The sequence below is a fragment of the Anaerosacchariphilus polymeriproducens genome (assembly GCF_003363435.1).
Taxonomy (GTDB): domain Bacteria; phylum Bacillota; class Clostridia; order Lachnospirales; family Lachnospiraceae; genus Anaerosacchariphilus; species Anaerosacchariphilus polymeriproducens.
In genome coordinates this window covers 84,270-106,803 of record NZ_QRCT01000009.1, presented here as the reverse complement: position 1 = coordinate 106,803, position 22,534 = coordinate 84,270, and the positions used below count along the sequence as shown (strand labels likewise).

At 31.8% G+C, this 22,534-nt stretch carries 30 protein-coding genes; 2 read left to right on the top strand and 28 right to left on the bottom strand.

The genetic code is table 11. The features are described 5' to 3' along the window. Positions 1-75 precede the first annotated feature (75 nt). From DWV06_RS01805 to gvpA (DWV06_RS01715), 19 genes are all read right to left on the bottom strand, one after another. Entirely contained in the window at positions 76-2,127 is a 2,052-nt protein-coding gene (locus DWV06_RS01805) for a beta/gamma crystallin-related protein (RefSeq protein WP_115480471.1), read from the bottom strand. Between the two features lie 355 nt (positions 2,128-2,482). Further along, positions 2,483-2,965: a stress protein gene (locus tag DWV06_RS01800; protein ID WP_115480470.1), complete on the bottom strand. Its 483-nt coding sequence runs from the start codon at positions 2,963-2,965 to the stop codon at positions 2,483-2,485. Positions 2,966-3,141: 176 nt separating this feature from the next. Further along, the gene (locus DWV06_RS01795; RefSeq protein ID WP_334293994.1) at positions 3,142-3,357 is read right to left on the bottom strand and encodes a DUF378 domain-containing protein; all 216 of its coding nucleotides are present in this window, start codon (positions 3,355-3,357) and stop codon (positions 3,142-3,144) included. Between the two features lie 109 nt (positions 3,358-3,466). Then, entirely contained in the window at positions 3,467-4,231 is a 765-nt protein-coding gene (locus DWV06_RS01790; RefSeq protein WP_115480468.1) for a hypothetical protein, read from the bottom strand. A gap of 10 nt (positions 4,232-4,241) precedes the next feature. Beyond that, complete coding sequence (gene gvpJ / locus DWV06_RS18500) at positions 4,242-5,330, bottom strand: gas vesicle protein GvpJ (protein WP_162300543.1); 1,089 nt, start codon at positions 5,328-5,330, stop codon at positions 4,242-4,244. After that, positions 5,296-5,664, bottom strand: coding sequence for a hypothetical protein (locus tag DWV06_RS01780; protein WP_115480467.1), 369 nt, complete (start codon positions 5,662-5,664; stop codon positions 5,296-5,298). The genes gvpJ (DWV06_RS18500) and DWV06_RS01780 overlap by 35 nt, the downstream gene beginning before the upstream one ends. Beyond that, the gene (locus DWV06_RS01775; protein WP_162300542.1) at positions 5,651-6,754 is read right to left on the bottom strand and encodes a GvpL/GvpF family gas vesicle protein; all 1,104 of its coding nucleotides are present in this window, start codon (positions 6,752-6,754) and stop codon (positions 5,651-5,653) included. The genes DWV06_RS01780 and DWV06_RS01775 overlap by 14 nt, the downstream gene beginning before the upstream one ends. 17 nt (positions 6,755-6,771) lie before the next feature. Continuing rightward, positions 6,772-7,092: a gas vesicle protein GvpK gene (gene gvpK / locus DWV06_RS01770; RefSeq protein ID WP_115480465.1), complete on the bottom strand. Its 321-nt coding sequence runs from the start codon at positions 7,090-7,092 to the stop codon at positions 6,772-6,774. A 25-nt stretch (positions 7,093-7,117) separates the two neighbouring features. Beyond that, positions 7,118-7,588 (bottom strand): hypothetical protein, encoded by a 471-nt coding sequence (locus tag DWV06_RS01765; RefSeq protein ID WP_115480464.1) that lies wholly within the window; start codon positions 7,586-7,588, stop codon positions 7,118-7,120. A gap of 18 nt (positions 7,589-7,606) precedes the next feature. After that, positions 7,607-8,005 (bottom strand): gas vesicle protein, encoded by a 399-nt coding sequence (gene gvpJ, locus DWV06_RS01760; RefSeq protein ID WP_115480463.1) that lies wholly within the window; start codon positions 8,003-8,005, stop codon positions 7,607-7,609. A gap of 23 nt (positions 8,006-8,028) precedes the next feature. Further along, on the bottom strand, positions 8,029-8,250 hold the full coding sequence (locus DWV06_RS01755; RefSeq protein WP_115480462.1) for a gas vesicle protein GvpG: 222 nt from the start codon (positions 8,248-8,250) through the stop codon (positions 8,029-8,031). A gap of 18 nt (positions 8,251-8,268) precedes the next feature. Beyond that, complete coding sequence (locus tag DWV06_RS01750; protein ID WP_115480461.1) at positions 8,269-9,003, bottom strand: GvpL/GvpF family gas vesicle protein; 735 nt, start codon at positions 9,001-9,003, stop codon at positions 8,269-8,271. Then, entirely contained in the window at positions 8,990-11,128 is a 2,139-nt protein-coding gene (locus tag DWV06_RS01745; RefSeq protein ID WP_205027744.1) for a CDC48 family AAA ATPase, read from the bottom strand. The genes DWV06_RS01750 and DWV06_RS01745 overlap by 14 nt, the downstream gene beginning before the upstream one ends. Before the next feature lie 58 nt (positions 11,129-11,186). Next, complete coding sequence (locus DWV06_RS01740; protein ID WP_115480460.1) at positions 11,187-11,669, bottom strand: Hsp20/alpha crystallin family protein; 483 nt, start codon at positions 11,667-11,669, stop codon at positions 11,187-11,189. Positions 11,670-11,721: 52 nt separating this feature from the next. Next, positions 11,722-11,985: a gas vesicle protein GvpO gene (gene gvpO / locus DWV06_RS01735; RefSeq protein WP_162300541.1), complete on the bottom strand. Its 264-nt coding sequence runs from the start codon at positions 11,983-11,985 to the stop codon at positions 11,722-11,724. Between the two features lie 169 nt (positions 11,986-12,154). Beyond that, on the bottom strand, positions 12,155-12,364 hold the full coding sequence (locus tag DWV06_RS01730; protein ID WP_115480458.1) for a hypothetical protein: 210 nt from the start codon (positions 12,362-12,364) through the stop codon (positions 12,155-12,157). A 19-nt stretch (positions 12,365-12,383) separates the two neighbouring features. Then, on the bottom strand, positions 12,384-13,319 hold the full coding sequence (gvpN, locus tag DWV06_RS01725; protein ID WP_115480457.1) for a gas vesicle protein GvpN: 936 nt from the start codon (positions 13,317-13,319) through the stop codon (positions 12,384-12,386). Between the two features lie 100 nt (positions 13,320-13,419). Next, complete coding sequence (locus DWV06_RS01720; RefSeq protein ID WP_115480456.1) at positions 13,420-13,791, bottom strand: hypothetical protein; 372 nt, start codon at positions 13,789-13,791, stop codon at positions 13,420-13,422. Between the two features lie 177 nt (positions 13,792-13,968). Further along, entirely contained in the window at positions 13,969-14,193 is a 225-nt protein-coding gene (gene gvpA, locus DWV06_RS01715) for a gas vesicle structural protein GvpA (protein WP_193725987.1), read from the bottom strand. Positions 14,194-14,391: 198 nt separating this feature from the next. Between gvpA (DWV06_RS01715) and gvpA (DWV06_RS01710) the strand changes: the two genes are divergently transcribed. Beyond that, complete coding sequence (gvpA, locus tag DWV06_RS01710) at positions 14,392-14,616, top strand: gas vesicle structural protein GvpA (RefSeq protein ID WP_115480454.1); 225 nt, start codon at positions 14,392-14,394, stop codon at positions 14,614-14,616. 66 nt (positions 14,617-14,682) lie between these two features. Continuing rightward, positions 14,683-14,898 carry a gas vesicle structural protein GvpA gene (gene gvpA / locus DWV06_RS01705; protein ID WP_115480453.1) on the top strand — a complete coding sequence of 72 codons (216 nt, stop codon included), beginning with the start codon at positions 14,683-14,685 and terminating at the stop codon, positions 14,896-14,898. 33 nt (positions 14,899-14,931) lie between these two features. Here the strand turns inward: gvpA (DWV06_RS01705) and DWV06_RS01700 are convergent, their stop codons facing one another. From DWV06_RS01700 to DWV06_RS01660, 9 genes are all read right to left on the bottom strand, one after another. Further along, on the bottom strand, positions 14,932-15,498 hold the full coding sequence (locus DWV06_RS01700; protein WP_115480452.1) for an accessory gene regulator ArgB-like protein: 567 nt from the start codon (positions 15,496-15,498) through the stop codon (positions 14,932-14,934). Positions 15,499-15,513: 15 nt separating this feature from the next. Then, positions 15,514-16,170 (bottom strand): 3-oxoacid CoA-transferase subunit B, encoded by a 657-nt coding sequence (locus tag DWV06_RS01695; RefSeq protein ID WP_115480451.1) that lies wholly within the window; start codon positions 16,168-16,170, stop codon positions 15,514-15,516. Positions 16,171-16,172: 2 nt separating this feature from the next. Continuing rightward, complete coding sequence (locus DWV06_RS01690; protein WP_115480450.1) at positions 16,173-16,829, bottom strand: CoA transferase subunit A; 657 nt, start codon at positions 16,827-16,829, stop codon at positions 16,173-16,175. A 4-nt stretch (positions 16,830-16,833) separates the two neighbouring features. After that, entirely contained in the window at positions 16,834-17,589 is a 756-nt protein-coding gene (locus DWV06_RS01685; protein ID WP_115480518.1) for an acetoacetate decarboxylase, read from the bottom strand. A 49-nt stretch (positions 17,590-17,638) separates the two neighbouring features. Continuing rightward, complete coding sequence (locus DWV06_RS01680; protein ID WP_115480449.1) at positions 17,639-17,785, bottom strand: cyclic lactone autoinducer peptide; 147 nt, start codon at positions 17,783-17,785, stop codon at positions 17,639-17,641. 157 nt (positions 17,786-17,942) lie between these two features. Further along, positions 17,943-19,253, bottom strand: coding sequence for a sensor histidine kinase (locus tag DWV06_RS01675; RefSeq protein ID WP_115480448.1), 1,311 nt, complete (start codon positions 19,251-19,253; stop codon positions 17,943-17,945). Positions 19,254-19,261: 8 nt separating this feature from the next. Beyond that, positions 19,262-20,005 carry a LytR/AlgR family response regulator transcription factor gene (locus DWV06_RS01670; protein ID WP_115480447.1) on the bottom strand — a complete coding sequence of 248 codons (744 nt, stop codon included), beginning with the start codon at positions 20,003-20,005 and terminating at the stop codon, positions 19,262-19,264. 32 nt (positions 20,006-20,037) lie between these two features. Continuing rightward, entirely contained in the window at positions 20,038-20,736 is a 699-nt protein-coding gene (locus tag DWV06_RS01665; protein ID WP_115480446.1) for an HD domain-containing protein, read from the bottom strand. Between the two features lie 27 nt (positions 20,737-20,763). Then, positions 20,764-22,179, bottom strand: coding sequence for an NAD(P)/FAD-dependent oxidoreductase (locus DWV06_RS01660; protein ID WP_115480445.1), 1,416 nt, complete (start codon positions 22,177-22,179; stop codon positions 20,764-20,766). Positions 22,180-22,534: the final 355 nt, after the last annotated feature.

Sequence of the window (22,534 nt, the reverse complement as noted above, 5' to 3'; positions counted from 1 at the left end):
ACTTAACTAAATTTAATTTTATAAGTGAATCGGTCTTTTGCTTCTGTAAATCTATACACAAGTGACTAATTTTTATTACTGAACACTCTCAACAACAATGGCAGATGTTTTATCATTAAAACTATCAAGCGTCGGTGAATCTTCGATATAAGTTCTTGTTTTACCTTTAAAACCTCCATGTTCATATAATGTGACCTTCATTCCATAAGGAACTTCTATTGAACTCAAAACATCATTTCCAATTCCTATTTCATTAGAATGAGCATAATGGCCAACTTTAAGGACCTGAGAATTCCCTCTATATTGACTGTCTTTATAGATTGTTACAACAGGTTCAATAATTACGGAAGAAGTTACATCATTAAATTCATCCCCTACATAAACCGAATCTTCTGTAAAGCTTTTGGATTTTCCTTGGAAATTTGGATGCTCATAAATCGTTATCATTAATCCGTGTGGCACTTTTAATGAGCTTAAAGTATCGCCTCCAATTCCTAATTGTTCAAACATGGGATAACGTCCTGCCTTAAGTTTTTTAGAATTCCCATTATAATAATGATCCTTGTAAAGCGTAACTGCGGGTTCAACAATTACAGAAGAAGTTAAGTTACTAAAATCTTCTAAAGATGAAGTACTATTCTCAATCACTTTTGAACGACCTTTAAAATCAATATGTTCATATAAAGTAACTAGCAATTCTTCCGGAACTACTAATGAATTCAAAGTGTCATTCCCGATTCCCAATTGATTAGCTTGACTGTATCGTCCAGCCTTAAGCTTATAAGAATCTCCTGTAAAATCTCTGTTTTTGAAAAGCTTTGTAACCGGAGTAACAATAATTGATGAAGTTTTATCATTAAAATCTACACCTATATTAGTATTATCAAATAAGTTAAGACTAGCCCCTTGAAAACCTTTATGCTCAAATAACGTTACAAACTTACCGTCTGGAATTTCGATAGAACTTAAGGCATCATTCCCAATTTTTAAATCAGAGTCATTATACTTACCTGATCTAAGAAGTTGAGATCTCCCTTTAAAATCCCCATTATCATAGATAGTAACATTATTTGGATCGTATTCTCTTTCTGATGAAAAAGAATTTACTTCTAAATAATTTAAAACTTTCAATGGATTCCGACCAGTAACCCAAACATTAGCTTTATCGGGTGATATTATTTCTAATCCTCCCGAATACCTGAAATGAGAACCGGCAGCATTAAGACCGAAAGTATTAAAAGCTGTATTATAATGATGTGTTGTTACATGCCTGGAGTCAATTTTTTTACAATCTGCTTCTGTCCCGGATAATTTTAAACTGTATAAATCTAAATAGTCTTCACGAGGTACTTTCTGTTTTATGATACTTTTATATACCATATTTGACCTATATGCCATGAAATATATATTTTGATTTTGATCTGTAACAAGACTTATATTACTATAATCACCTTGCCCTCCATTAATATTATTAAAGTCAAAACTACAAATAGGCCCTTTAAAACTGCATGCGGGATCAGATAATGACTTATCAGTTTCATAAATATCTACATGTGCCCCATCTAATACTGCTAAACAATAATATTCTTTACCATTTTTCGTGTAATTTGTAATTCCTACCCCTCCAGCCTTGGCAGTTTTACGTTCAATTCTTAAATTTCTTACTTCTGTATTGTTTGCAATATCGTAAAAACAAACATATGATTTATGAGGTTCATTACCTGTAGATTCTATTCCTACTACTAAATAATCTCCTATCTGCTGGCAACCACTATAATGTTTTAATTCTAAACCATCCATATTTAAATTATTGAATTGAAAACTTTTTTCATACCTATGATTCTTTAAATTGTAAAAATCAATAGCAGGAGTTACATTTTGAGAAACTAAGAGATATTCATTCCATTTAGCCACACCTTGAATATGAGACTCTGAATTTAAAGCCGGACTTTTAACACCACCAAATTTTTCTTTTTTTGCATCATTCGGAAACCCATAATATGTTTTTTCTACATTTCGTAATTTAATATTGGTACAATTTGAGGATGCAGCCTCTGTCTGGATTACATTTAATACAAAAAATAAGCATATTATAATACTTGAACAAATTAGTTTTTTTAACTTCATAAATTCATCTCTCCTCTATTATTTTAGCATTAAAAATTCTTAAACCCTTAAATGTAAGGCTTTTTCATTATAAATGTTTTTAATTACTAAATTCAGTTAAAATAATTTAAATAAATAATATATGTACACGTGTAATATAATTTTATGTTAACATATTTCTTCGACTTTTTAAACATAATCTCTACTTTTATATCTGCAAATTTATACATATTTTTACATTGTCATATATATAGCTTATATCATTTATTAATTTTAAACAAAAAACGCTCCCTTTAGATATCCATTTTTACAATTTCACTTGTCTACCTAAAGGGAGCATAACACTTTTATTTAATTTTTTAAATCATTCTACATTTTAGTTATACCACATTACATTATCTACTTGTTTTTGCCAGCCTCTGCAAGCCCAATGGTCCCATCCTCTTCGTCCATCATTTCTGAAATAAGCTCCTTTTGGCTGGTTTCTATCGAAAACCCATACGCCAAATGTAGTTCCTTCATATGAAAAACCATGATACATTTTGATTCCCTCGAGTCTATAATTATAATCTTGAGATAGATCAAAAACTACTACATTATACTTTCCACCAGCCTCATAGAATGTAGTTTCCATAAGATTTTTACAAAAAGCAGCCTTATTTCCATTGAAATTTTTTGAATTAATTGAAGCTTGTATTTTGTTTACAATCCCTAAAACATCAATATTAAAATTTGCATTTGCTCCTACAGCTTGTAATTTAGCAGTTGATGTAGCTGCATGTGCTGTAACTGGCGTGAATACAGTACTTCCCATAACTCCTAACGCTAAAGTAAACATTAAAATTTTAGATTTAATCATGTACTACCTCCTTATTAATTAACAATAGTTAAAATATAATATATACACGTGTAATATATTATTAATATTAACATAACATTTTTATTATGCAACCCTTTTTACATGTTTTTTACAAATTTTACATTTTAAAATAAAAAGCACCTAAGCCAATTGGCTTAAGTGCTCTTTATTAATTTTTAAGCATTATTACTAATCTTATCCCTTGCAAAAAAGGAAAATGCATATAATCCGGCAATACCTACTATTCCAAAAATAGTTCTAGTTAAAACTGACATGTCTCCAAAAATAGAGGATACCAAATCATATCTAAATAAACCAATAAGTCCCCAGTTTACTGCACCAATTATAACTAATATTAAAGTAATAATATTTAATGTTTTCAATTTTAACATCTCCTTTTCAGGTATTTGCATCCTTAGTTTTGACAATTTATCAGATTATATGTAACAATTTTAAATTTTTAATAAAAAAATAAAATTTAATATCCATTTTTGTCAAATATTAAATCATTAGAAAAAATAACTCAGGATCTAATACCCAAGAATTTCCTTGTACACTATATTTCCAATAAGTTATTATATAACCTAGTCTATCTGCATGAGATGTTCCTGCTATTTCCTGACGTGCTTCTAACTTATATGGGAGATTGCCGTCAAACTTGATAGGATAAAGATGTGGCTGATCAATAACAAATCCATTTAACGGTTTTATAAGCTCTCCATTTTCATTATAAACATTCTTTTCATAAACATCTTTTTTGTCACTTATATCTATGATATAAGATTGATTAAGCTTTTTACTTTTAACAAGTACTTTGTAATGATCCATATAAATAATTTCAAATTCTAAACTGTTGGCAAATGCCATAAAAAGTTCAGGATCAAGTATAATATTTGCGTTATTGTTAAGAAAAGAGATTACATAGTAATATGTCAATGCTCCACTTCCTCCGACAGGCAGACTTACCATAATATCTTCTGCATTAAAACCGGAAAAGCTTCCCAGGAACAGCCATGGACTATAAGACATACTATAATTGTGATAAAGAGGTATTACATATTGATTCATAATTGCGCCATCCAGAACTATGATTTCTATGTCTTCATAAAAGGGATTTTCTTTTTTTTTACCTATCATGCTAACTGTATCAGGTATATTATCTCCGTTGACATCTCCAAACATTCTATCAATTAAGTAAATATTTTGTAATTCGTAGTTGTTATGATTTTTATTAGATTCAAAATAGAATTCGCTATTGCTATTCAATTTTTACCTCCTAAGATTGTTTCCTATGACTCATCCAACCACAGCGCGAACATCCATAAGAAAGTAAAGTCTCCCTTTTTTCTTTTTTCCCACATATTGGACAGGTCTCCATATTTTTCTCACTTTCTTTTTCACTATCCCCGATTTGTTCCTTAATTACTTTCTCCCACTCTCTTAGAGATTCTTCATTGTCCGAAAAACATACCACTTGATTATCCTGCCCATCTTTATACAAAAGAACCAGCGATTTTTCTTCAATCGGTGCTGTTCCAAACTGTACATCCTGCACTGCTATATGAACCATTGCATCTGTAGAAATTTCAAAAAGCAGCTTTTTATCAAAATCACACCACCAGCACAGCCTTTGATCTGTAAGATATAATTGCCCTGGTTTCCATTGATAATGAGTCGTTCCCTCCATTATGTAAGAATAACGATACCACATTTTTCCACTATGTGTTACCTTTTCATCTGCCTTCATAAACTCTCCCAAGACTTCATCATCTACTGGGAAAACAAGATTATCTTCCAGACTTATTCCTTTTGTAGTAATGATATTTTCCATTGCTTTTTTCAAGGAAAGAACATCTGTGGTATGCAGCCTGACCATCTCATCATCTTGTAATACAAGATAAAGTTCCTCTCTCGTCCCATTAATAAAATGATCTTTTTCTTGTATCGCCATTCCTTTTATTTTTTCATACTTTATATCCAATAGAACTTCATAGGGAATTTTTCGAAACATAATCAATCGTTCATTCGTAATATAAATGGTTCCTGGCCTCCAATTATTATAAATACCTTTGCTGTACCAGTGCGAACCAAACACCGAAAAAATAATCTCTTCCTCATTTCCTAAAGTCGGCGTTTGTCTTTCTGTTTCTTTTCTGGCAACTGCACGCTGTGCTTCATCCCAATCTTTCATAATTCCATATTCCAGCATAGTCTCCATTCCCGCTAGGGCTAATTTCAAATTAATGCCAATAAGTGGAATCCCGGCTACTGTTACAATTAAATCTGTATTTAACAATAAACCCTTATCAAGAATTCTATCCAGCAGATCATTAAGAGTCGCTTGGGGACTCCGGTTCGGCTCCATTGTAACCACACCTTTCTATCAGTTTAAGCGCCATTGTTCTTTTTAAAATGAAATCCCACTTTTCGGGTGCTGCCAATGCAATGAATACATGCTCTTCTCCTTTATCACTTTGATAAAAAATACAAAGCTGCTTTATTTTGCAACCTAATATCCATCCTCTTTTTATAATGCTGATTTTTATGATTTTCTCTAGATTAATTACAAACAGATTCTTTTTCATTTGAATAAAATATAATCGATTTTTAGTAAGGTGTAACTGTCCAATTCGCCAAATCGACCGAATCTCAACCGAACCTTGGGACTTTAGAACAACATCTTCTTTATCCATTACCACTATTAATTGCCCCCTTCTCGGGAGTAACAAAGCTGTAAGGTGCCCATGGTCCACTAAATCTTACCGTTATCCCTTCGTAATTATCAATGAGCTCTAATTCTTCTCCTAATGGTCCAACTTTATCTTTATGAACCAGACAAGATAAATTCATCAGCATCTGCTGGTTATCTCCAACCTTTTTTACTTTCCCAATCACAATATCATCCGGATATTTTTTTATCATTTCATAAAACTTTTTAAAGTATTCATCTGCCTTTTCCTCAATTCTTTCTTTTACAAGATCTTTTAACATTTCTTTTTCCATATAAGCGATTCCTTCAGGTTTCGCATTTATCTCTTCTTTCTTTTTTTTAAGTTTTTCATCTGTTTCAAAAATTGTTTGGCTTAACTCTAAAGTATTTAAAATAACCTGAATACCATATTCTTGACAATTTTTTATTTTTAATATCGTTTCCATAAAGCTTTCATAATTCTTTTCTAACCAGCTAATTGCCTCATTTTCCGGATTGCTGCCACTCTTACCCTCAATAATCATATCAAAACTCATAGGTAACACACCATCAAATTTTTCCGCTGCTATATCCAGGACCTCCTGCTGTGTAAAAAGCCATTCTTTTACTACATTTTCGTCCTCTGATTTGTAGGGTTCTGCCTGACAGTCATGAACAACAATACACGCCTCTTTATATGGAATCGTATAGACTTCTGCACCATCCAGTCCAATATTTCCCAGATTTTCCTGTGTGCCTTTCCCTGCTATTCCATATACATATCTGCCTGGTTGATTATGCTGCATTTGTAATACATTTTCCATTTGGTATTCATTTTCCAATTGATATACATTTTCCACCTGATGTGTTTCTTCTGTTTTTTTTATTTGAGTATCAACGGGTAATTCTTTGATTTTATCATGATTCAATCTTTTTTCCTCTTTGTTTTTTGGGGACAACATTGACAATATTGATACAAAATATTGTATTTTTTCATCCTCCGCTTCACGATCCAGAACATTTAAAACTTTTTTTATATTTGTTACATTAACTTCTTTTCCACTTTCTTGTAAAAGCAGAGCAATATTTAGATAATCCATTCCTTCACCACCTATTCCTAAACATTTTCTTCTGCATCTTCTGCCCATCTTTCCGGATTCAATAATCGATCTACCACACTGTCTACCACCTCATCCAGTCCATCTCTTACTCCCTTTACTGATTCCGTAATCCCTTGTTCTTCCTTAATATTCTCTATGGCAATATCAAGTTCCATCAAAGCGTTTCCCAACTTTTCCATTTCCTCACTCGTTAATGTTTCGCCTAACATTCTTTTACGGGCTTGATGTTTTAAAGCATCTCTGATAATTTCAACCAAAGCCATGATTAAGCCCAGCAAACCATGTTTTAAATTATCCTCATCTATTTCTAGTGCCATATCATTTCCTACTTTCCTACAAAATTTAATTGAGTCGGTTTAATGTGATTTGTAAAATTCCATGCCGCTGCTCTACTTTTACCTTGTCACAATATGAAATCGTCGGTGATATCTCTGAAATGATAATCAACTGTTCCTCTTCTTCAAAAATATCAACCAAAGGCTTTCCCCTTCCCCCTAAGAAAAATTGATTTTCTTCTGTATCATCAGATAACCACCAGTGAAAAGGTACTATTTTACCGGTTATTCGATCAACGCCGGATTTTCGGAATTCTAGTATCGGTTTACCAAAAATTTCAACAGATACAGGATTAATGACCTCCCTCAGTTTGTCTAAAACCTCCATATCTGCTGAAGCACCAATAAGTTTCGTTAATTCTGAAAGCCTTGCATATCCATGATACCGGAAATACCAAACTATTTTCCGACTCTTCTCATCCAGGCGATTCATAAATTCATTTAATTTATCTATTTTAAATTCCTCATGACTCGTCATTCTTATCCTCCACTCCGGTTACGATTGAACTGATGAAGCTATGAGCGGAGCTCCTTCTAATTCTTTCTCTTTTAATCTCTTTTCGGCTTTTGCACTCATCCATCCGCACCATGGACAACAATCATTCAATAATTCTTCTTTGCCAACCTCTTTGCCACATTGCGGACAGGTCTCTACGCCTTCCTGAGCTTCCTTCCAAGCTTCAGTTTCTAAGTTCGTACCGGATGGGAACTCAAGACCATATTTAGCTGCCGTTGCAAAGGAGGCGAGTGCTGCTCTTACCTTTACACCTAAAAGTTCAACTCCTGCTACAGAAACAACAATATCTGCATTAATTACCAAGCCCTTATCCAATAATCTGTCAATTACATCTACCAGAGAACCTCTATCCTCTTTATCCCGAGTCGCTTCTATCATTTCATTCACCCCTAACTAAATGTTTATTCTTCCTCATTTTTTTGTTTTCTCTTTTTAATTTCCTGAAGGCGCAGCATAAGATGATCTTTAATTTCTTCATAATCTTCTTTACTGATTTCACCCATTTCATATTTCAACCGGATCTCATACAATTCCTTTTGTACTTTACTTTCATCATTAATTTCTTTATCAATATATTCATGAATTAAAGATACAAAATTAATAAAAGTTTTCAGAAAAAACATACAATATTACACTCCATTCTAACCTGGCATTTCTATAAAATTATAGGGTGGCCAGGGCCCGGTAAATTTTATGGTATACTTTTCATCATAAGCCGGGGTTATCTCATTTAATTTCTCAGTAAACAAATCCAGTTTGTCTTTTTCAATCAAATAAGCAGCATTGAGAACCATATTCACAGTATTACACTCATTCGACTTTGCATGGGAACTATACTGTTTTAAATTAGCAAAAACTTTTGCTTCAAACTCATGCTGTTTTTGTTCCAATGCTTTTTTAACCATCTTACCAAGCTCTACTTTCATAGTAATTTCTTCTTGTCCGTTCATTCCTTCTATCCGTTTTTTCATACTTTTTATCGTATCATTTTCAATTTCTTCACTAATAAACTCATTTTTAATAAATATTTTTAGACCCACTTCAAATTTTCCAGACACTTTTAATAAATTTTTTTTCAAGTTTATATACGTAGCTTTTAAAAATGCATTTAAATCACTTCTAGTCTTTAATACATTCCCATAATTAAAAGGAAGTACGGTATAATCATTCATTAACTCTTTAACAACATCTTCATGTATTTCAATATTTTCTATAGAAAAATCATAAACTTTATAAGGTACATTACTGACTATAGCCAAAATGTCTTTATACTCTACTGTATAAATCTTTCTGTCTTCTAATCCTTTTTTTTCTATTTCAATATTTTCTTTCTTCGGTATAATGCAATATAAATAAATTCCATCAGGACCTGGCATTTGAATCCCTCCATTTTTGACCTTCCATTATAGATTTTATTAAGGATGTTGTAATAACAGCCTCTTCTAACTTGACCCCTTCCGTAACACATTGTTTTGCAACACTAAGAGCTGATACATCACAAACATGTTTAATATCTGCTCCTGACAACCCATCACTTACATTTCCAAGTTCTTTAAAACAAAAGTCTTTTTCCAAAGGCCTGCCTTCTAAATGTATTTTAAATATTTCCTCTCTAGCCGCACAATCGGGTTTCCCCACTTCAATTTTTATATCAAATCTGCCGGATCGCAATAGTGCCTCATCAATTAAATGAATTCTGTTTGTTGCTCCCATCACAATAACATCTCTCATTTCTTGTACTCCATCCATTTCAATGAGTACCTGACTTGTAATACGGTCCTGAACATCAGAAGATTCCTGATGATTCCCACGTGCTTTCATTATGCAGTCAATTTCATCAAAAAAAATAATGCTGGGAGCTGCCTCTCTTGCCTTTTTAAATATTTGATGAATATTTTTCTCTGATTCCCCAAACCATTTTGATAATAATTCCGAACTTTTAATACAAAGAAAATTAAAGCCTAGTTCATTTGCCAAAGCTTTTGCCAATAATGTCTTTCCGGTTCCGGGTTCTCCATACAATAAAATTCCTTTTGGAACATTAACTTTGACATGCTCATAAATTTCTCTGTATTGAAATGGCCACTCAATAATTTCCTTAAAATATTGCTTTACTTCTTTCAGCCCGCCCACATCATTCCATGAGACATCCGGTGCTTCAATCACCACGTCTCGAATAACTGAAGGCTCGACCTGAGTGAGTGCACGCATAAAGTTCTGCATAGGAATATTTAAATGAAATATAATCTCATTTAGCTGATTTTCGTTACTTAATTCTTGTCCCTGAAAAGCATCTCTTACCGTAATCATAGCCGCTTCCCTACATAACGCATTTAAATCTGCTCCAACAAATCCTCCCGTTAATTCGGACAATTTCTTAATATCGACATCGGAACCCAATGGCATTCCTCTGGTATGTATATTTAAAATATCCATACGACCTTTGGCATCAGGAATTCCAATCTGGATTTCTCTATCAAATCTACCCGGTCGTCTTAGTGCAGGGTCCAATGAATTTGGTATGTTGGTCGCTCCAATTACCATCACTCTTCCTCTATCCCTGATACCATCCATGAGTGTTAACAGTTGTGCGACCACACGCTTTTCCACATCTCCCTTAGTTTCTTCCCTTTTAGGAGCAATTGCATCGATTTCATCTATGAATATGATACTAGGAGCATTTTTCACTGCCTTATCAAATATTTCCCGTAGCTTGGCTTCACTTTCCCCATAATATTTATTAATTATTTCCGGGCCATTGATACTTACAAAGTAAGAGTCCGTTTCATTTGCAATCGCTTTTGCAATCAATGTTTTTCCTGTTCCAGGTGCTCCATGTAATAGAACTCCTTTTGGTGCATCGATACCCAACTTTTCAAATAAATAGGGATGCTTTAATGGCCACTCTATCATTTCCCGAATCTTTAATATTTCATTGCCGAGTCCGCCAATATCTTCATATGTCACCCTTAAATTAAAATTCCCCTGTTCCTTGCTATTGATGATCTTCAATTTAGTATCACGGTTTATAATAACCGCTCCTTCTGGATCTGTACTCTCAACCATGAACTCATAAAATAAAGATCCCATTAAATTGGCTCTGATCTTATTCCCTTTTAGCAATGCTAGTCCTTCAATTAACCGGCCTATGTAAGTTCCCTCATCTTCATTTGTGTCTGTATATTTACTATTTATTTTAAGTAAATTTACTTTTTTTGCTTTTGCACATTCTATCTTTTTTACAGTAACATTTTCTCCTATCGTTACTCCGGAACTCTCCCTAGTATAACCATCGATCTGAATGATCGACATACCTCTTAAATCTGATTGTATCGGCATTACTTTCGCAATACCTTTTTTCCCTCCTTCAATTTCAATGATATCTCCTGTTCCAACTTCTAGTGCTTTCATCGATTGAGGGTCTAATCGGGCAATACCATGCCCTACATCTTTTGATAGTGTTTCTGTTACTTTTAATACTAAATTATTCTTTTCCTCCATTAAAATCATTCCTTTCAGCATCGGCGTACAAAGTCTAGACTCTCTAAATTGAAGGATATTATTTACCGATTGTTATTTCAGTAACACCATTTTTATGGGTCCATACAAGTTTTTGATCGTCTATCATACATGGTAATGTTATTTCCTTATAATAAATTACCTCTGCATTGCTGGCTTCAAATATAAGACGATTATCATTACTGAAGATTTTTATGTCGTTTTCTGCAACATTGCTGGTAAGAACAATAACCTGATATCCCATTTCTTCTTCATAAATATCAATACTAGGTTCTATTTTCATCTGACTATTTTTAACAAATTTACTATTCGTATGTACTTCATTTAGACCGGTTTTTATCGTCATATCATAATGAGTTTTCACTTTATTTTGAGATGGTAACTCGATTTCACCAGATAAATTCTTAAAATTTTCTCCGTTTACAATTAAATCATCAACCACACCCAAAATACCTTCCAAACCTTTCATAAGGTTATTGAATGGTCCTTTTACATCATTTCTATTGTCATCATTAGATCCCATTCTTATCTCTTCCTAACTTTTAAATTTTATTTCTACTATTTTTAGTAACCATTTAATAAATTGTTTTTTCTAATGCCTTTCCTCTTTCTCGTATCTCTTCTCTTGAATAAGAAATAATCTGTAAATCAGAATCCATATTTACTTTAAACACAGATATTAAGTCATTTTTAGCCCGCTTTCTCGTATAATCATCATCTGTAATAACTTCCACTAATAGTTCCCAATTATCCTCACACCGTTTTACCCCAACTACGGTTGCAGTATTTTCATAAAGATCTTCAAAAAATATTCTAGCTGCTTCAATTACTCTTTTCATGAAATTCACCTCATTTTTAATTAGTCTTTTCACAGTACACAAAAAGCAAGTTAAAATATCCAGACTGTGCACTGTGAACGATAAACCAGAATCTATCTTTTTACTAAATATATTCATTATTATTCTAAAAATATCTATTTTAAAAGATTTAATATTTAAACTTTAAAAATTATAAAAGATTTTTTAATTCATTGTATCTTTTCTCTAATAACTCTAACTTTTTATCAGCCATATCGATTCTGTTCAAACATGTTTCCTTTGTATGTTCCAACCTTTCCATCTGATTTGTGATATTATGCAATTTAAGATATATAGATGTTCCGTTCAAAATTGGATCAGGTCTTAGATATACATGACTCAGTGTTTTAATTTTTTGCATGAACTATTTCCCTCCCCCATTATTTATGTTCCATTAGAACCACTTTAATAATTGTATTCAGCTCTTCCTTAATCTTTGTTCTATCAATATTTGTTTTTTGAACACTGATTCCAGAAGTTAATACATCGATACAAACTTTTCGAAAAACATCATTATCATATGCAATATTTATATTAGCTGTCTTAATAATTTTACACAATTTTATAGAGTCTCTTAAGGATACTAAAAATTTAGACCGATTAATTTCTCTGAAACTTCTTACAATCGATACCAAATTTACTGCTTTATCCAAAGAAAGACCACTATTAGCAACTGCGATATTGACCTCACTGTTTTGGTCCGGAAAATCCAGTTCCAAAGTTATAAATCGGTCTACTAAAGCATCCTGAGATTTGTAAACTCCTGTATACTCTTCCGGGTTACTTGTGAAAATTATCTTAAAATCGGGATGTATTTTTAACAATTTATTGCTACCATAGTAATTTATGGGTAATTCAAGTACTTTTTCTTCTAAAACTGATAAAAGAATATTATTTGTTTCTGGCCTTGATCGTGTGAATTCATCATAAATAAGAACATATCCTTTTTCACAAGCATTAATAATTCTACCGTCTATCCATTTTTGCTCGTAATCTTCCATTATTTTATGGACTGAATGTATATAGTTATCTTCTACTACCCTTTTTGTATATCCAAAATCTGAACCTATCATATCTGATGTTTCAACTGCTTCATTTCCAAAAATCATGGTTGTAGGTTTTCCGATTAGTTTAGCAATATACATAGCCAATACCGTTTTTCCTGTTCCTGCTGGTCCTTTTAAATGTATTGGATATCCTGCATTGAGATATAATAATGCTCGATTAATAATTTCATCTACATATGGTGTTAATGTAAAAGCATTATTGTATGCCATTGCAACATCACCTAAACCTTTAACCCCTTCTTTAGGCATGCATTTTCAACCTCCCTATTTTCAAATTTCACATTCCATCTATTGTATGTATCAAATAAAATCGAAAATATTATATAGTAAAAGATAATTCAACTAATTTTTATTTAAATAATTTGAATAATTTATTACTTTCTTTAGGAATATCATCATCTGAACCTAAAGATAATTTTTGATAAATTTGAAATATTCCGACTACGTTTTCTTCACTTTTCTTTTTTATCTGCATAAAAATTCTACCTTCTGTATCCGATGACTGATCATATATGAGTACTATTCGTCTTCGCTCAAAACCGGATTGTATCTCAATTCTACAATCCTTGTAATCTAACGCTATTTTTCCTTTATATAGACTCTCTATTTCAATTCTCTTCCGAGTAAATCTTAATATCGCATCACATTCTTCTGTAATATTGGGGTGTCCTCCCATATATTTAACAATATACGACCACTTGGAAGGAATTCGCTGTGACATTTTTAACCTCCTCTATAAAATTATATTTATATTCATAATCGATTACTAAATGTTACAATTTATCCTATATCTTATACTGCACACGGACTACATTTTTATGTTTATTACTACAATTTATTAGTATGTTTCGATTGACCGTGCGCAGTATCCAATTCTGTCGTATTTTGGAGTTTAATATTATTTTACTTCCAGTGCCCTAGGATGATGTTCTTTTTGAAGTAATCCAACAGCATCTGCATAACATAACCAAGTTTCTACGCTGGCAATAACAATTCTAGCTTCTATCGCTAATAAGTCGATTCCAACGAGTGAAACTCTAAGCCAAAGGTCAACAACGATACCTTTGTCAAGGATCCTATCAATTACTTCTGCTAAGCTTGAAGCTTCAATTGAATGTTTCATGTATATGCCTCCATCAACTATTTCTTTACATTATATTCGTGTATTAACAAAAGTTTCTTCCTAATTTATTTTGATAAAAAAGTATCTTATAAAAATGTCTTACTACAAATTGCAGTTTCAATTCATAGAATGTAACACTATTCTCACTTTTTCATATATTATTATTAGAAACAAGTTAATTATTAAGGGGGTTTCATTATGAAACATTCAATTGAATCGTCAAGCTTAGCAGAAGTTATTGATAGGATCCTTGACAAAGGTATTATTGTTGACCTTTGGGTTAAAGTTTCTCTTGTTGGAATCGACCTCTTATCAGTAGAAGCTAGAATCGTTATAGCAAGCGTAGAAACTTGGTTATGTTATGCAGATGCTGTTGGATTACTTAAAAAAGAACATCATCCTAAAACTATGGAATTAGCATAATATTGTTACATTATTATTTTGAACTCATATATTGTTTTATAATCATCTTTGAAAGGAGGCTTATATATGAAACATTCAATTGAATCTTCAAGTTTAGCAGAAGTTATTGATAGAATCCTTGACAAAGGTATTATTGTTGACCTTTGGGTTAGAGTTTCATTAGTTGGAATTGACCTCTTGGCAGTAGAAGCAAGAATCGTTATAGCAAGCGTAGAAACTTGGTTATGTTATGCAGATGCTGTTGGATTACTCGCAAAAGAGAAACCTAAAAAAATAGCATAGTGCTAATATAGGCCTTTCATGATAGAATATTTATCATGAAAGGCCTTCTTTTAATTCCGGAAATATCATTAATAATGCTGTAGCACAAATACCACACCTTAACAGACTTCCTATAAAATATAAATGCATCAATATCAATACAAAGCAACTAATATTAACAAATATTAAAATTTTTTGAGATTTCTTTCTAAAATGTTGAACTTCAGTTTTATCTAATCTTTTATTTCTATTATCTACAGGACTTCTTAAAAAAATAATTATGTCTGATAAGGCGAATGCTCCCCACCATATAAAATGATTCGTTACCGTTTTTAATAATAAAAGAATAGTTAAAACATAACAGCAGGAAAACAAATAACACCCTATCTTTGTTTTTGCATGATATCCTCCGGCATTTCTTCTTAATGGTACCAGTACTAATCCGATTACAATGAATTCAGTCAGCATGTTCAAATAAATAGCAATACTTAAATATGAAATGCAATGTATTAATTTTAAAACTAAACATTCAATTCCAAATTTATGTATTTGTACTTCTTTCTCAGAAATGATTTTATTAGATATAAGTTGTTCTATAAAAAATTCTTCAGCCCTTATCATCCTGATGTTCTATACCTAAACCTGAATTACCTTTAATTCCGGAGAAACCGTAAAATGTGCTTCTGTTGAATTTTGAACGTCTTCTACGGAAAGTCCCGGAGCAATTTCCTTCAGTACCAACCCCTCATCCTGTACAACATCGAAGACTGCCATATCTGTTACAATGGTTTTTGCCACATTTACAGCTGTTAATGGAAGCTTACATTTTTTTAATATTTTAGGTGATCCATTTTTGCCTACATGTTCCATTGCTATAATGACCTTCTTAGCTCCAACGACAAGATCCATGGCTCCACCCATGCCCGGAACCTTTTTTCCGGGAATCATCCAGCTCGCCACATTTCCCTCCTGATCAACCTCCAAAGAGCCTAGTACCGTGATATCCACATGTCCCCCCCGTATAATGCAAAACGATAACGAACTATCAAAAAAACTAGCACCTTTCACTGTTGTTATGTAGTTACCTCCTGCATCAATACAATCACTTAGTTCTTCTCCCGGTTCTGCTTTTGGACCGACACCAAGGATTCCGTCCTCTGCCTGCAATATTACATTAACATTTTCCGGTATATAATTTGCAACCATTGTAGGCATACCAATACCAAGATTTACAACATCTCCATCTTTAAGTTCTTTTGCTATTCTTTTTGCAATAAATTCTCTATTATTCATTATTATCCCACCTTTACAATTGCATCCACAAATATTCCTGGAACATTAACATGATTTGGGTCAATTTCCCCTTCTTTCACATATTCATCTACTTCTGCAATGACATAATCTGCAGCTGTTGCCATAACGATATTAAAGTTACGCGAAGAGCCGTTTATGATAAGATTACCTACCTCATCCGCTTTATTTGCTTTTATTAAGGCTACATTTGATCTAAGAGGCATTTCAAGTAAATATTCTTTCTCGTCAATTTCGATTTTTTTCTTTCCCTCTTCTACAACTGTCCCCACACCTACAGGCGTTAAAACTCCTCCAAGACCAGCTCCTCCTGCACGTATCTTTTCTGCAAGTGTACCTTGTGGAAAAAGCTGGACCTTAGCTTCTCCGGTCATAAGAAGTCTTCCCGTTTCCGGATTGGAACCAATATAAGATGCAAAAATTCGTTTCACTCTACCACTCTTCACAAGTTGATAAATCGATAATTCCTTTGTACCTGTATCATTTGAAATAACTGTCAGACCTCCTGCAGAATTTGTATCGACAAGGGCCTTGACCAGATTTTCCGGATGGCCTCCAGTTAAAAAACCACCAATCATCAGTGTATCTCCGTCTTTCACCTTACTAACTGCTTCTATCGCTGATGTTAATTTATTTTTCATACGCTTAAGCCTCCTCTATATTATTAAGATAATCAAACATAACTCTTCCATATGGTAACGTTAAATCCGCAATAAAATGTTTTCCTCCAATACAGTTTAAAACCGGAAAATCGGCTACAGGAGCATTAATATGTGGTGTCAGACTTAATCTGGCCGGTCCAGACCAAGCACCTTTGACATCTATATTTTCTAAATTATAAGCTGCTAACTGAGCAATTTTTAACTTTCCATCAACATCGGGGATTAGTTTTAAATTAACTTGTGTTTTAGCAATCGTTTTGGCGATTGATATATCATCAAGCGCATTGTATTTGTATGGCATCGTACCCATAGCTACCAAAATGTTATTATAATATAATGTACCAGTCAGTGTCTCCGTTTCTTCAACACTCAGATGAGGCTGTCCCCATTTTTTAGGAAAACCCCATATTTCACGACCACCTAGAATAGCCGGACCATTATTTAAATACATTTGTGCAGTAAAATTGCATGGTTCTCCATTATATGTACACGGAATGACAATACCGCTTTCTTCATAATCCCCAAAACCAGATGAATCGGGCATTTTAATCCATTCATATAAAACAATATTACTTCCATCCGGTTGAAGAGGTTCTGGTACAGCACGTCTGATAACGTTTGGATCTGATTCGAACTCAATTGTAAAATATTCTCTATTTATAAAACGGCTGGGCGGACGTCCATAGCTGGCACTTGCAGCAGGCATTGATTGCAGCATTAGAATATCTTTTTGTTTCATAAGCATTTTCCTCTCTTTATTTATTCTATTTATGTATTTATTTATATAATTAAAATTTTCTCAATTTCTTTACATCTTTAGGTATTATAGGCTGGTAACCAATAAAGAAACATGAGGAATTGGCTTCCTTTACCGCTGATTTTAATATCGCTTTAGACATGATTGTTAATAATAATTTTTTTAACTCAATTCTCATTTTATTTGCCTCCTTTCTGATTCCATTTATTGTACTTTCCATCGTATTTGTATTTTGACACTCCATTATTTTATTTTCAATATAAGCAACATAATTTACAGTTTTTATGTATAACTTACAGAGATAGGAGCCAATCTCAATCTTAGCTCCTATCTCCTCATTGATTAAATATTATTTTACAACTAAACTCTTTATTTCCCTCCTCTAAAAGCATACTTCCATTGTATTTTTTAATTGTATTTTCTACGTTCAACAAACCTATCCCATGGTTTTTACCCTTCGATGATATTGGTTTCCCTAAATGCCATTTTTCTATTGGTATTGCACTATTATTGATATTAATCACTATAAAATCATAATATTTATCCAGTTTCATTATAATATATTTATTATTTGGTACCATATCGCATGCTTCTATTGCATTATCCAACAAATTACCAAATATTGTGGTTATTTCAATCGGCTCCATAAAATTAAGATCAACATAACCTATCTCTAAATAAAATTTAATATCATGATAATTCGCTATTTTCTTTTTATCATTCAATAAAACATTTAATATCGGATTATTTGTGTATTCTTCCAAAGCTAACGGTATCAGCATTTGACTGATCTCCTTTGTATAAGCGATTGCAATTTCGTCTTCCTTGGTTCGATACATATTTTCTATCATTTTCAAATGATTATTGACGTCGTGTAATATTTTAACAGATTCATTATACTTTTCTTCTTGTTCTGCATAATATTCATATTGCAGTAAGGACTGCTGCTCTAATAGCCTTAATTTTACTTTTAACTGATTATACTTGTCCGCAAACCTTGCAAAATAAAGGAAATATAAATCGGCAAATAAAATAAACCACATATTCACCAATAATAGTATATGTTCTGTTTTACTTGTAACTTTGGATATAACTGAGGTAATCACTGTCAAGTTAGCAATACTGAAAAAAATTATAACAACTTCGACCCAAAATTGTGTTCTTGTAATCTTTCCTTTCGAATCCTTCCGACATAGTTTTGAAATAACTAAATAGTAAAAAATTAACACAATTAACTTTGAAAATGTGATTTCCATACTATCAATTATAATTAGTCTAATATTATGTACCTCAAACTTCCAAAATATGAAATCCAAAATAACTACTCCAACTGTTTCACAAACTGATAATATTAAAATTAAAACTGGGATTTCTAAAATCTGGTATATCTTCTTATTATTTTTATTATCATATAATATGATGTTTACCATACTAAATATTATAATCCAACTTAAAATGTTTATAATTGGCTTTTCAATTATATTGATACATGAAAGGAAAAGGCAAATCGCAATTTTTATTAAATAGTAAAAGAAATGATTATCATAGACCCTTTCATTTCTATCTTCAATAAATTGAAATAGTATAACACTATTAATAAAACAAGAAATAAAAGTACCCAAAATAAAAATAATATAATCATCCATTCCTTCACCTATATACTTCTCTGTATAAAATTATTTAGTTGTTTTCTGAACTCTGCTGATTTTTTCTGTGAAACAGGAAGTGTTTCATTATTAGCAAGAAATACTTCATAACCTTTTATCTTTTTAATATGTCTTAAGTTTACTAAGAAACATTGGTGACAGATTGCAAAATTGTATTTTTTCATTTTAACTGCTAATTCCTTCATTTTATCAATAAAAAAATATTCTTTATTTTCTAATTTTAATTTAATTTTCCTATTAAAGTATTCAAAATAATATATATCTTTTATATCAAAACTCTGAATTTTATTATCTAATTTCCCCTCTTGTGTAATCTCTACAATATCAAATTTCACGATTTTAATTTTGTCTTTTTCTTCTTGAATACATCTCATGATATCTTCAAGCTGCTGTTCTGCCTTATCTTCTTTTACAGGTTTTTCTAAATATGCAAATGCATGAACATTATTCACTGCTTGTTTACAATATTGCTGAAAACTGGTTGTGTAAATTATTTTAATCGTCCTATGTATTTCTCTCATCTTTTTTCCAGCCTGAATTCCGTTTATACCATCCATAGCAATATCCAAAAATAATAAATCAGGTTTAGCCTTAGATTCCAGTAATTCCTCCCCTGATTTAAAAATGTTTACTTGATAAGGTATTAATTTGGTATCCATATAATTTTTGACAATTGATTCAATTTTTGTCGAATCTCTATTATTATCATCACAAATTGCAATTGTAAACATCAATATCCTCCTTTATTCAAGTGAACGATATCTTATTCAATTCCTATCACTTCATTATGTAATTTTATTAAAAACTCCTCAAAAAACCTTAATCTTTTCTCAGCTATCATTTTAGCTTCCTTTGTATATAAATTTTTTTGCATTTCTTTTAATTTTACTTCAAATTCTATTTGAACACTATGCTTTGACTTGTCTTTTATAATACCTTTAGAATCTCCATTCATATTTTCTTTCAAATATTCTTCTATTGAATCTGGAACAAAATAGATTTTTGCATTATGCTTTCCTATCCATCCAAACGATCTTGCTACTCCAATTGCGCCTATTGCGTCAAGTTTATCAGCATCATATAGAATTTCAGCTTCTATGCTTTCCGCTGATGCACCTTTTCTATATCTATGAGTCTTTATGCAAGAAACGATCCTATCTATTATATTTTTATCTATTTTTATAGATTCCAAAAAAACCCTTGCATCAATAGCTCCCTTTTGAGCATGATCCGTTAAACCTGTTTCATCATTATCTTCATCGACTCTGGCTATATCGTGCAATAATACTGCTGTATATAAAACTTCTTCATCAATAGCTATTTGATTATTTGATTCTGATATCATTTTTTTTAGCTTTTTGCTTAAATTTAAAACTCTATATACATGATCCAAATCATGTGGGGAATCTGATAATTTTTCTTCCAAAAATCCTATGATTTTATTATACTGCTCTTTTTTCATTCAAATGCACTCCTAACTTCTTACCTTTTATCCAACAGCAGTATTATATTTATCTGCTAACAATTTTTCTGCTGCCATTTCACCTAATGTTGCCGCCTGTATAATTCCTCTGGCACTACCTGTAATATCACCTACTACATAAAGATTAGGAATTTCTGTAGATACACCATCTTTTGTAATAATTCTATCCCAACACATCTCCCATACAGGAGCATGTAATAAGGTATCTTTATTATATAGTTTTGGAAAAACTTCTTTCATATTATAAAAGAAATTCTCTATCGCTTCTATCGTATAATCCGGAAAATATTCTTTGATATTATCAGTAACAATATTTGATAACGTAGATTCAATGGAATTTTTATTTAATGATTCACTTGTAGTAACCCTATTATCCATAAAATCTTCTAACCTTTGAACAATTGTATTGTTACCTGCGCGTAAATTAATTTTTTCTATATATGAAATCTGTTTTTTAATTGGATCAATATTCTCTTCATATTTTTTTCGTACAAGTAATCCAAAATTTAAGTTGTCTGTTTTTCTACCATAATATGAAAATCCGCTAATCGTACATATCTTTTGGTCATTATCAAACGTATCATAATAGCACCTGGCCAAATATCCACCATTGCACATACAGAAAGTTCTTATTTCATAATCTTTACTCTTCATCTTTATTTTAGCATCTAAATGATGGTTCAATACATCTTTTAAAGCATCTCTGTCTGCTTCTACCCTAACACCTAATTCAATCGGATTAAATGCATACTTCACTCCTAACGCTTCATACCATGTTCGGATCTTCAACCCTGATGCTTTTCCAGTAGCTATGATTACATTTGTTGCTTTAATCTCATGCAGGTTCCTATTTTTATCTAGCAAATCGAGTGTAAATATACCATTTTTTCTTTTTATTTCATCTACAGTGTTCTGAAGAATAAATTGTACTCCGGATTCCACTAATTTTTTTTCTATATTATTACAGGCATTTTGAATACCTTCTGTCCCCAGATGATAAACACTATACATTTTTAATTCACAATGATTCTCTTTCAATTGATCTGCAACAGCTAAATTTGTATTTTGCAACGCATCAATCTTCTTATATGGACTTTTACTAAATTTAATTATACTATTTAATACATTTTTATTTCTATATACTAATTCAATTTTATTTTTAAATAGTTTCTCCATTTTGCTGCCAGCTGGAAATAACGATAGTTTTCCATCGGAATACATCCCTGCCCCACCAACTCCATGAACCACATCACAAACAGAACATTTTTGGCATCTACCCTCCGTGATACAATTACATCTGCGTTGCAACAGTTTTTTTCCTCTATCAACGATTGCTATATTAATTTTTTTTGTAGTGTTAATTAATTTTAATGCCGAAAATAACCCAGCCGGTCCAGCCCCTATTATTATTACATCATACATAACTTACTTTATCATTTCAATTATTACATTTAAAATGATTTTCCTCCTTTCCCTATATTTCAAGTATTTTTTATTTAGGATTATTATTATGTATTTTCTGCATTTTTCATTATAAACGCCGACTTTTCATAATATCATCCTTTTTATTATAATTTGACTATCTTTAAGTAGCTACTTGCCCATATGTTATGTCTACTTTTATCATTTGTCAACGATTACTTGTCTACATAAAATGACACAAAAGTTTATTTTCCAGCAATACTTCATGCTATAATGTATTTATTAAAAATAAATTAAGATTAAATCAATACGAAAAAGAGCATTAGCAGTCAAGCTAAATATTGACCTTTCATGT

What these genes read in the sequence shown, in the direction of transcription:
- DWV06_RS01795 (WP_334293994.1), bottom strand. Translation starts at nt 3,357, where the DNA reads ATGTTAAAATTGAAAACATTAAATATTATTACTTTAATATTAGTTATA.
- DWV06_RS01720 (WP_115480456.1), bottom strand. Translation starts at nt 13,791, where the DNA reads ATGTCACAGCGAATTCCTTCCAAGTGGTCGTATATTGTTAAATATATG.
- gvpA (WP_193725987.1), bottom strand. Translation starts at nt 14,193, where the DNA reads ATGAAACATTCAATTGAAGCTTCAAGCTTAGCAGAAGTAATTGATAGG.
- DWV06_RS01805 (WP_115480471.1), bottom strand. Translation starts at nt 2,127, where the DNA reads ATGAAGTTAAAAAAACTAATTTGTTCAAGTATTATAATATGCTTATTT.
- DWV06_RS01665 (WP_115480446.1), bottom strand. Translation starts at nt 20,736, where the DNA reads ATGAAAAAAGAGCAGTATAATAAAATCATAGGATTTTTGGAAGAAAAA.
- DWV06_RS01755 (WP_115480462.1), bottom strand. Translation starts at nt 8,250, where the DNA reads ATGTTTTTTCTGAAAACTTTTATTAATTTTGTATCTTTAATTCATGAA.
- DWV06_RS01660 (WP_115480445.1), bottom strand. Translation starts at nt 22,179, where the DNA reads ATGTATGATGTAATAATAATAGGGGCTGGACCGGCTGGGTTATTTTCG.
- DWV06_RS01765 (WP_115480464.1), bottom strand. Translation starts at nt 7,588, where the DNA reads ATGACGAGTCATGAGGAATTTAAAATAGATAAATTAAATGAATTTATG.
- DWV06_RS01690 (WP_115480450.1), bottom strand. Translation starts at nt 16,829, where the DNA reads ATGAAAAATAAATTAACATCAGCGATAGAAGCAGTTAGTAAGGTGAAA.
- gvpA (WP_115480454.1), top strand. Translation starts at nt 14,392, where the DNA reads ATGAAACATTCAATTGAATCGTCAAGCTTAGCAGAAGTTATTGATAGG.
- gvpJ (WP_115480463.1), bottom strand. Translation starts at nt 8,005, where the DNA reads ATGATAGAAGCGACTCGGGATAAAGAGGATAGAGGTTCTCTGGTAGAT.
- DWV06_RS01695 (WP_115480451.1), bottom strand. Translation starts at nt 16,170, where the DNA reads ATGAATAATAGAGAATTTATTGCAAAAAGAATAGCAAAAGAACTTAAA.
- DWV06_RS01750 (WP_115480461.1), bottom strand. Translation starts at nt 9,003, where the DNA reads ATGCCAGGTCCTGATGGAATTTATTTATATTGCATTATACCGAAGAAA.
- gvpA (WP_115480453.1), top strand. Translation starts at nt 14,683, where the DNA reads ATGAAACATTCAATTGAATCTTCAAGTTTAGCAGAAGTTATTGATAGA.
- DWV06_RS01675 (WP_115480448.1), bottom strand. Translation starts at nt 19,253, where the DNA reads ATGGATGATTATATTATTTTTATTTTGGGTACTTTTATTTCTTGTTTT.
- DWV06_RS01745 (WP_205027744.1), bottom strand. Translation starts at nt 11,128, where the DNA reads ATGGAGGAAAAGAATAATTTAGTATTAAAAGTAACAGAAACACTATCA.
- DWV06_RS01800 (WP_115480470.1), bottom strand. Translation starts at nt 2,965, where the DNA reads ATGATTAAATCTAAAATTTTAATGTTTACTTTAGCGTTAGGAGTTATG.
- gvpO (WP_162300541.1), bottom strand. Translation starts at nt 11,985, where the DNA reads ATGAAAAGAGTAATTGAAGCAGCTAGAATATTTTTTGAAGATCTTTAT.
- gvpN (WP_115480457.1), bottom strand. Translation starts at nt 13,319, where the DNA reads ATGCCTAAAGAAGGGGTTAAAGGTTTAGGTGATGTTGCAATGGCATAC.
- DWV06_RS01670 (WP_115480447.1), bottom strand. Translation starts at nt 20,005, where the DNA reads ATGTTTACAATTGCAATTTGTGATGATAATAATAGAGATTCGACAAAA.
- DWV06_RS01680 (WP_115480449.1), bottom strand. Translation starts at nt 17,785, where the DNA reads ATGAGAATTGAGTTAAAAAAATTATTATTAACAATCATGTCTAAAGCG.
- DWV06_RS01700 (WP_115480452.1), bottom strand. Translation starts at nt 15,498, where the DNA reads ATGATAAGGGCTGAAGAATTTTTTATAGAACAACTTATATCTAATAAA.
- gvpK (WP_115480465.1), bottom strand. Translation starts at nt 7,092, where the DNA reads ATGGCACTAGAAATAGATGAGGATAATTTAAAACATGGTTTGCTGGGC.
- DWV06_RS01740 (WP_115480460.1), bottom strand. Translation starts at nt 11,669, where the DNA reads ATGGGATCTAATGATGACAATAGAAATGATGTAAAAGGACCATTCAAT.
- DWV06_RS01775 (WP_162300542.1), bottom strand. Translation starts at nt 6,754, where the DNA reads ATGGATTATCTAAATATTGCTCTGCTTTTACAAGAAAGTGGAAAAGAA.
- DWV06_RS01730 (WP_115480458.1), bottom strand. Translation starts at nt 12,364, where the DNA reads ATGCAAAAAATTAAAACACTGAGTCATGTATATCTAAGACCTGATCCA.
- DWV06_RS01685 (WP_115480518.1), bottom strand. Translation starts at nt 17,589, where the DNA reads ATGAAACAAAAAGATATTCTAATGCTGCAATCAATGCCTGCTGCAAGT.
- gvpJ (WP_162300543.1), bottom strand. Translation starts at nt 5,330, where the DNA reads ATGGAGCCGAACCGGAGTCCCCAAGCGACTCTTAATGATCTGCTGGAT.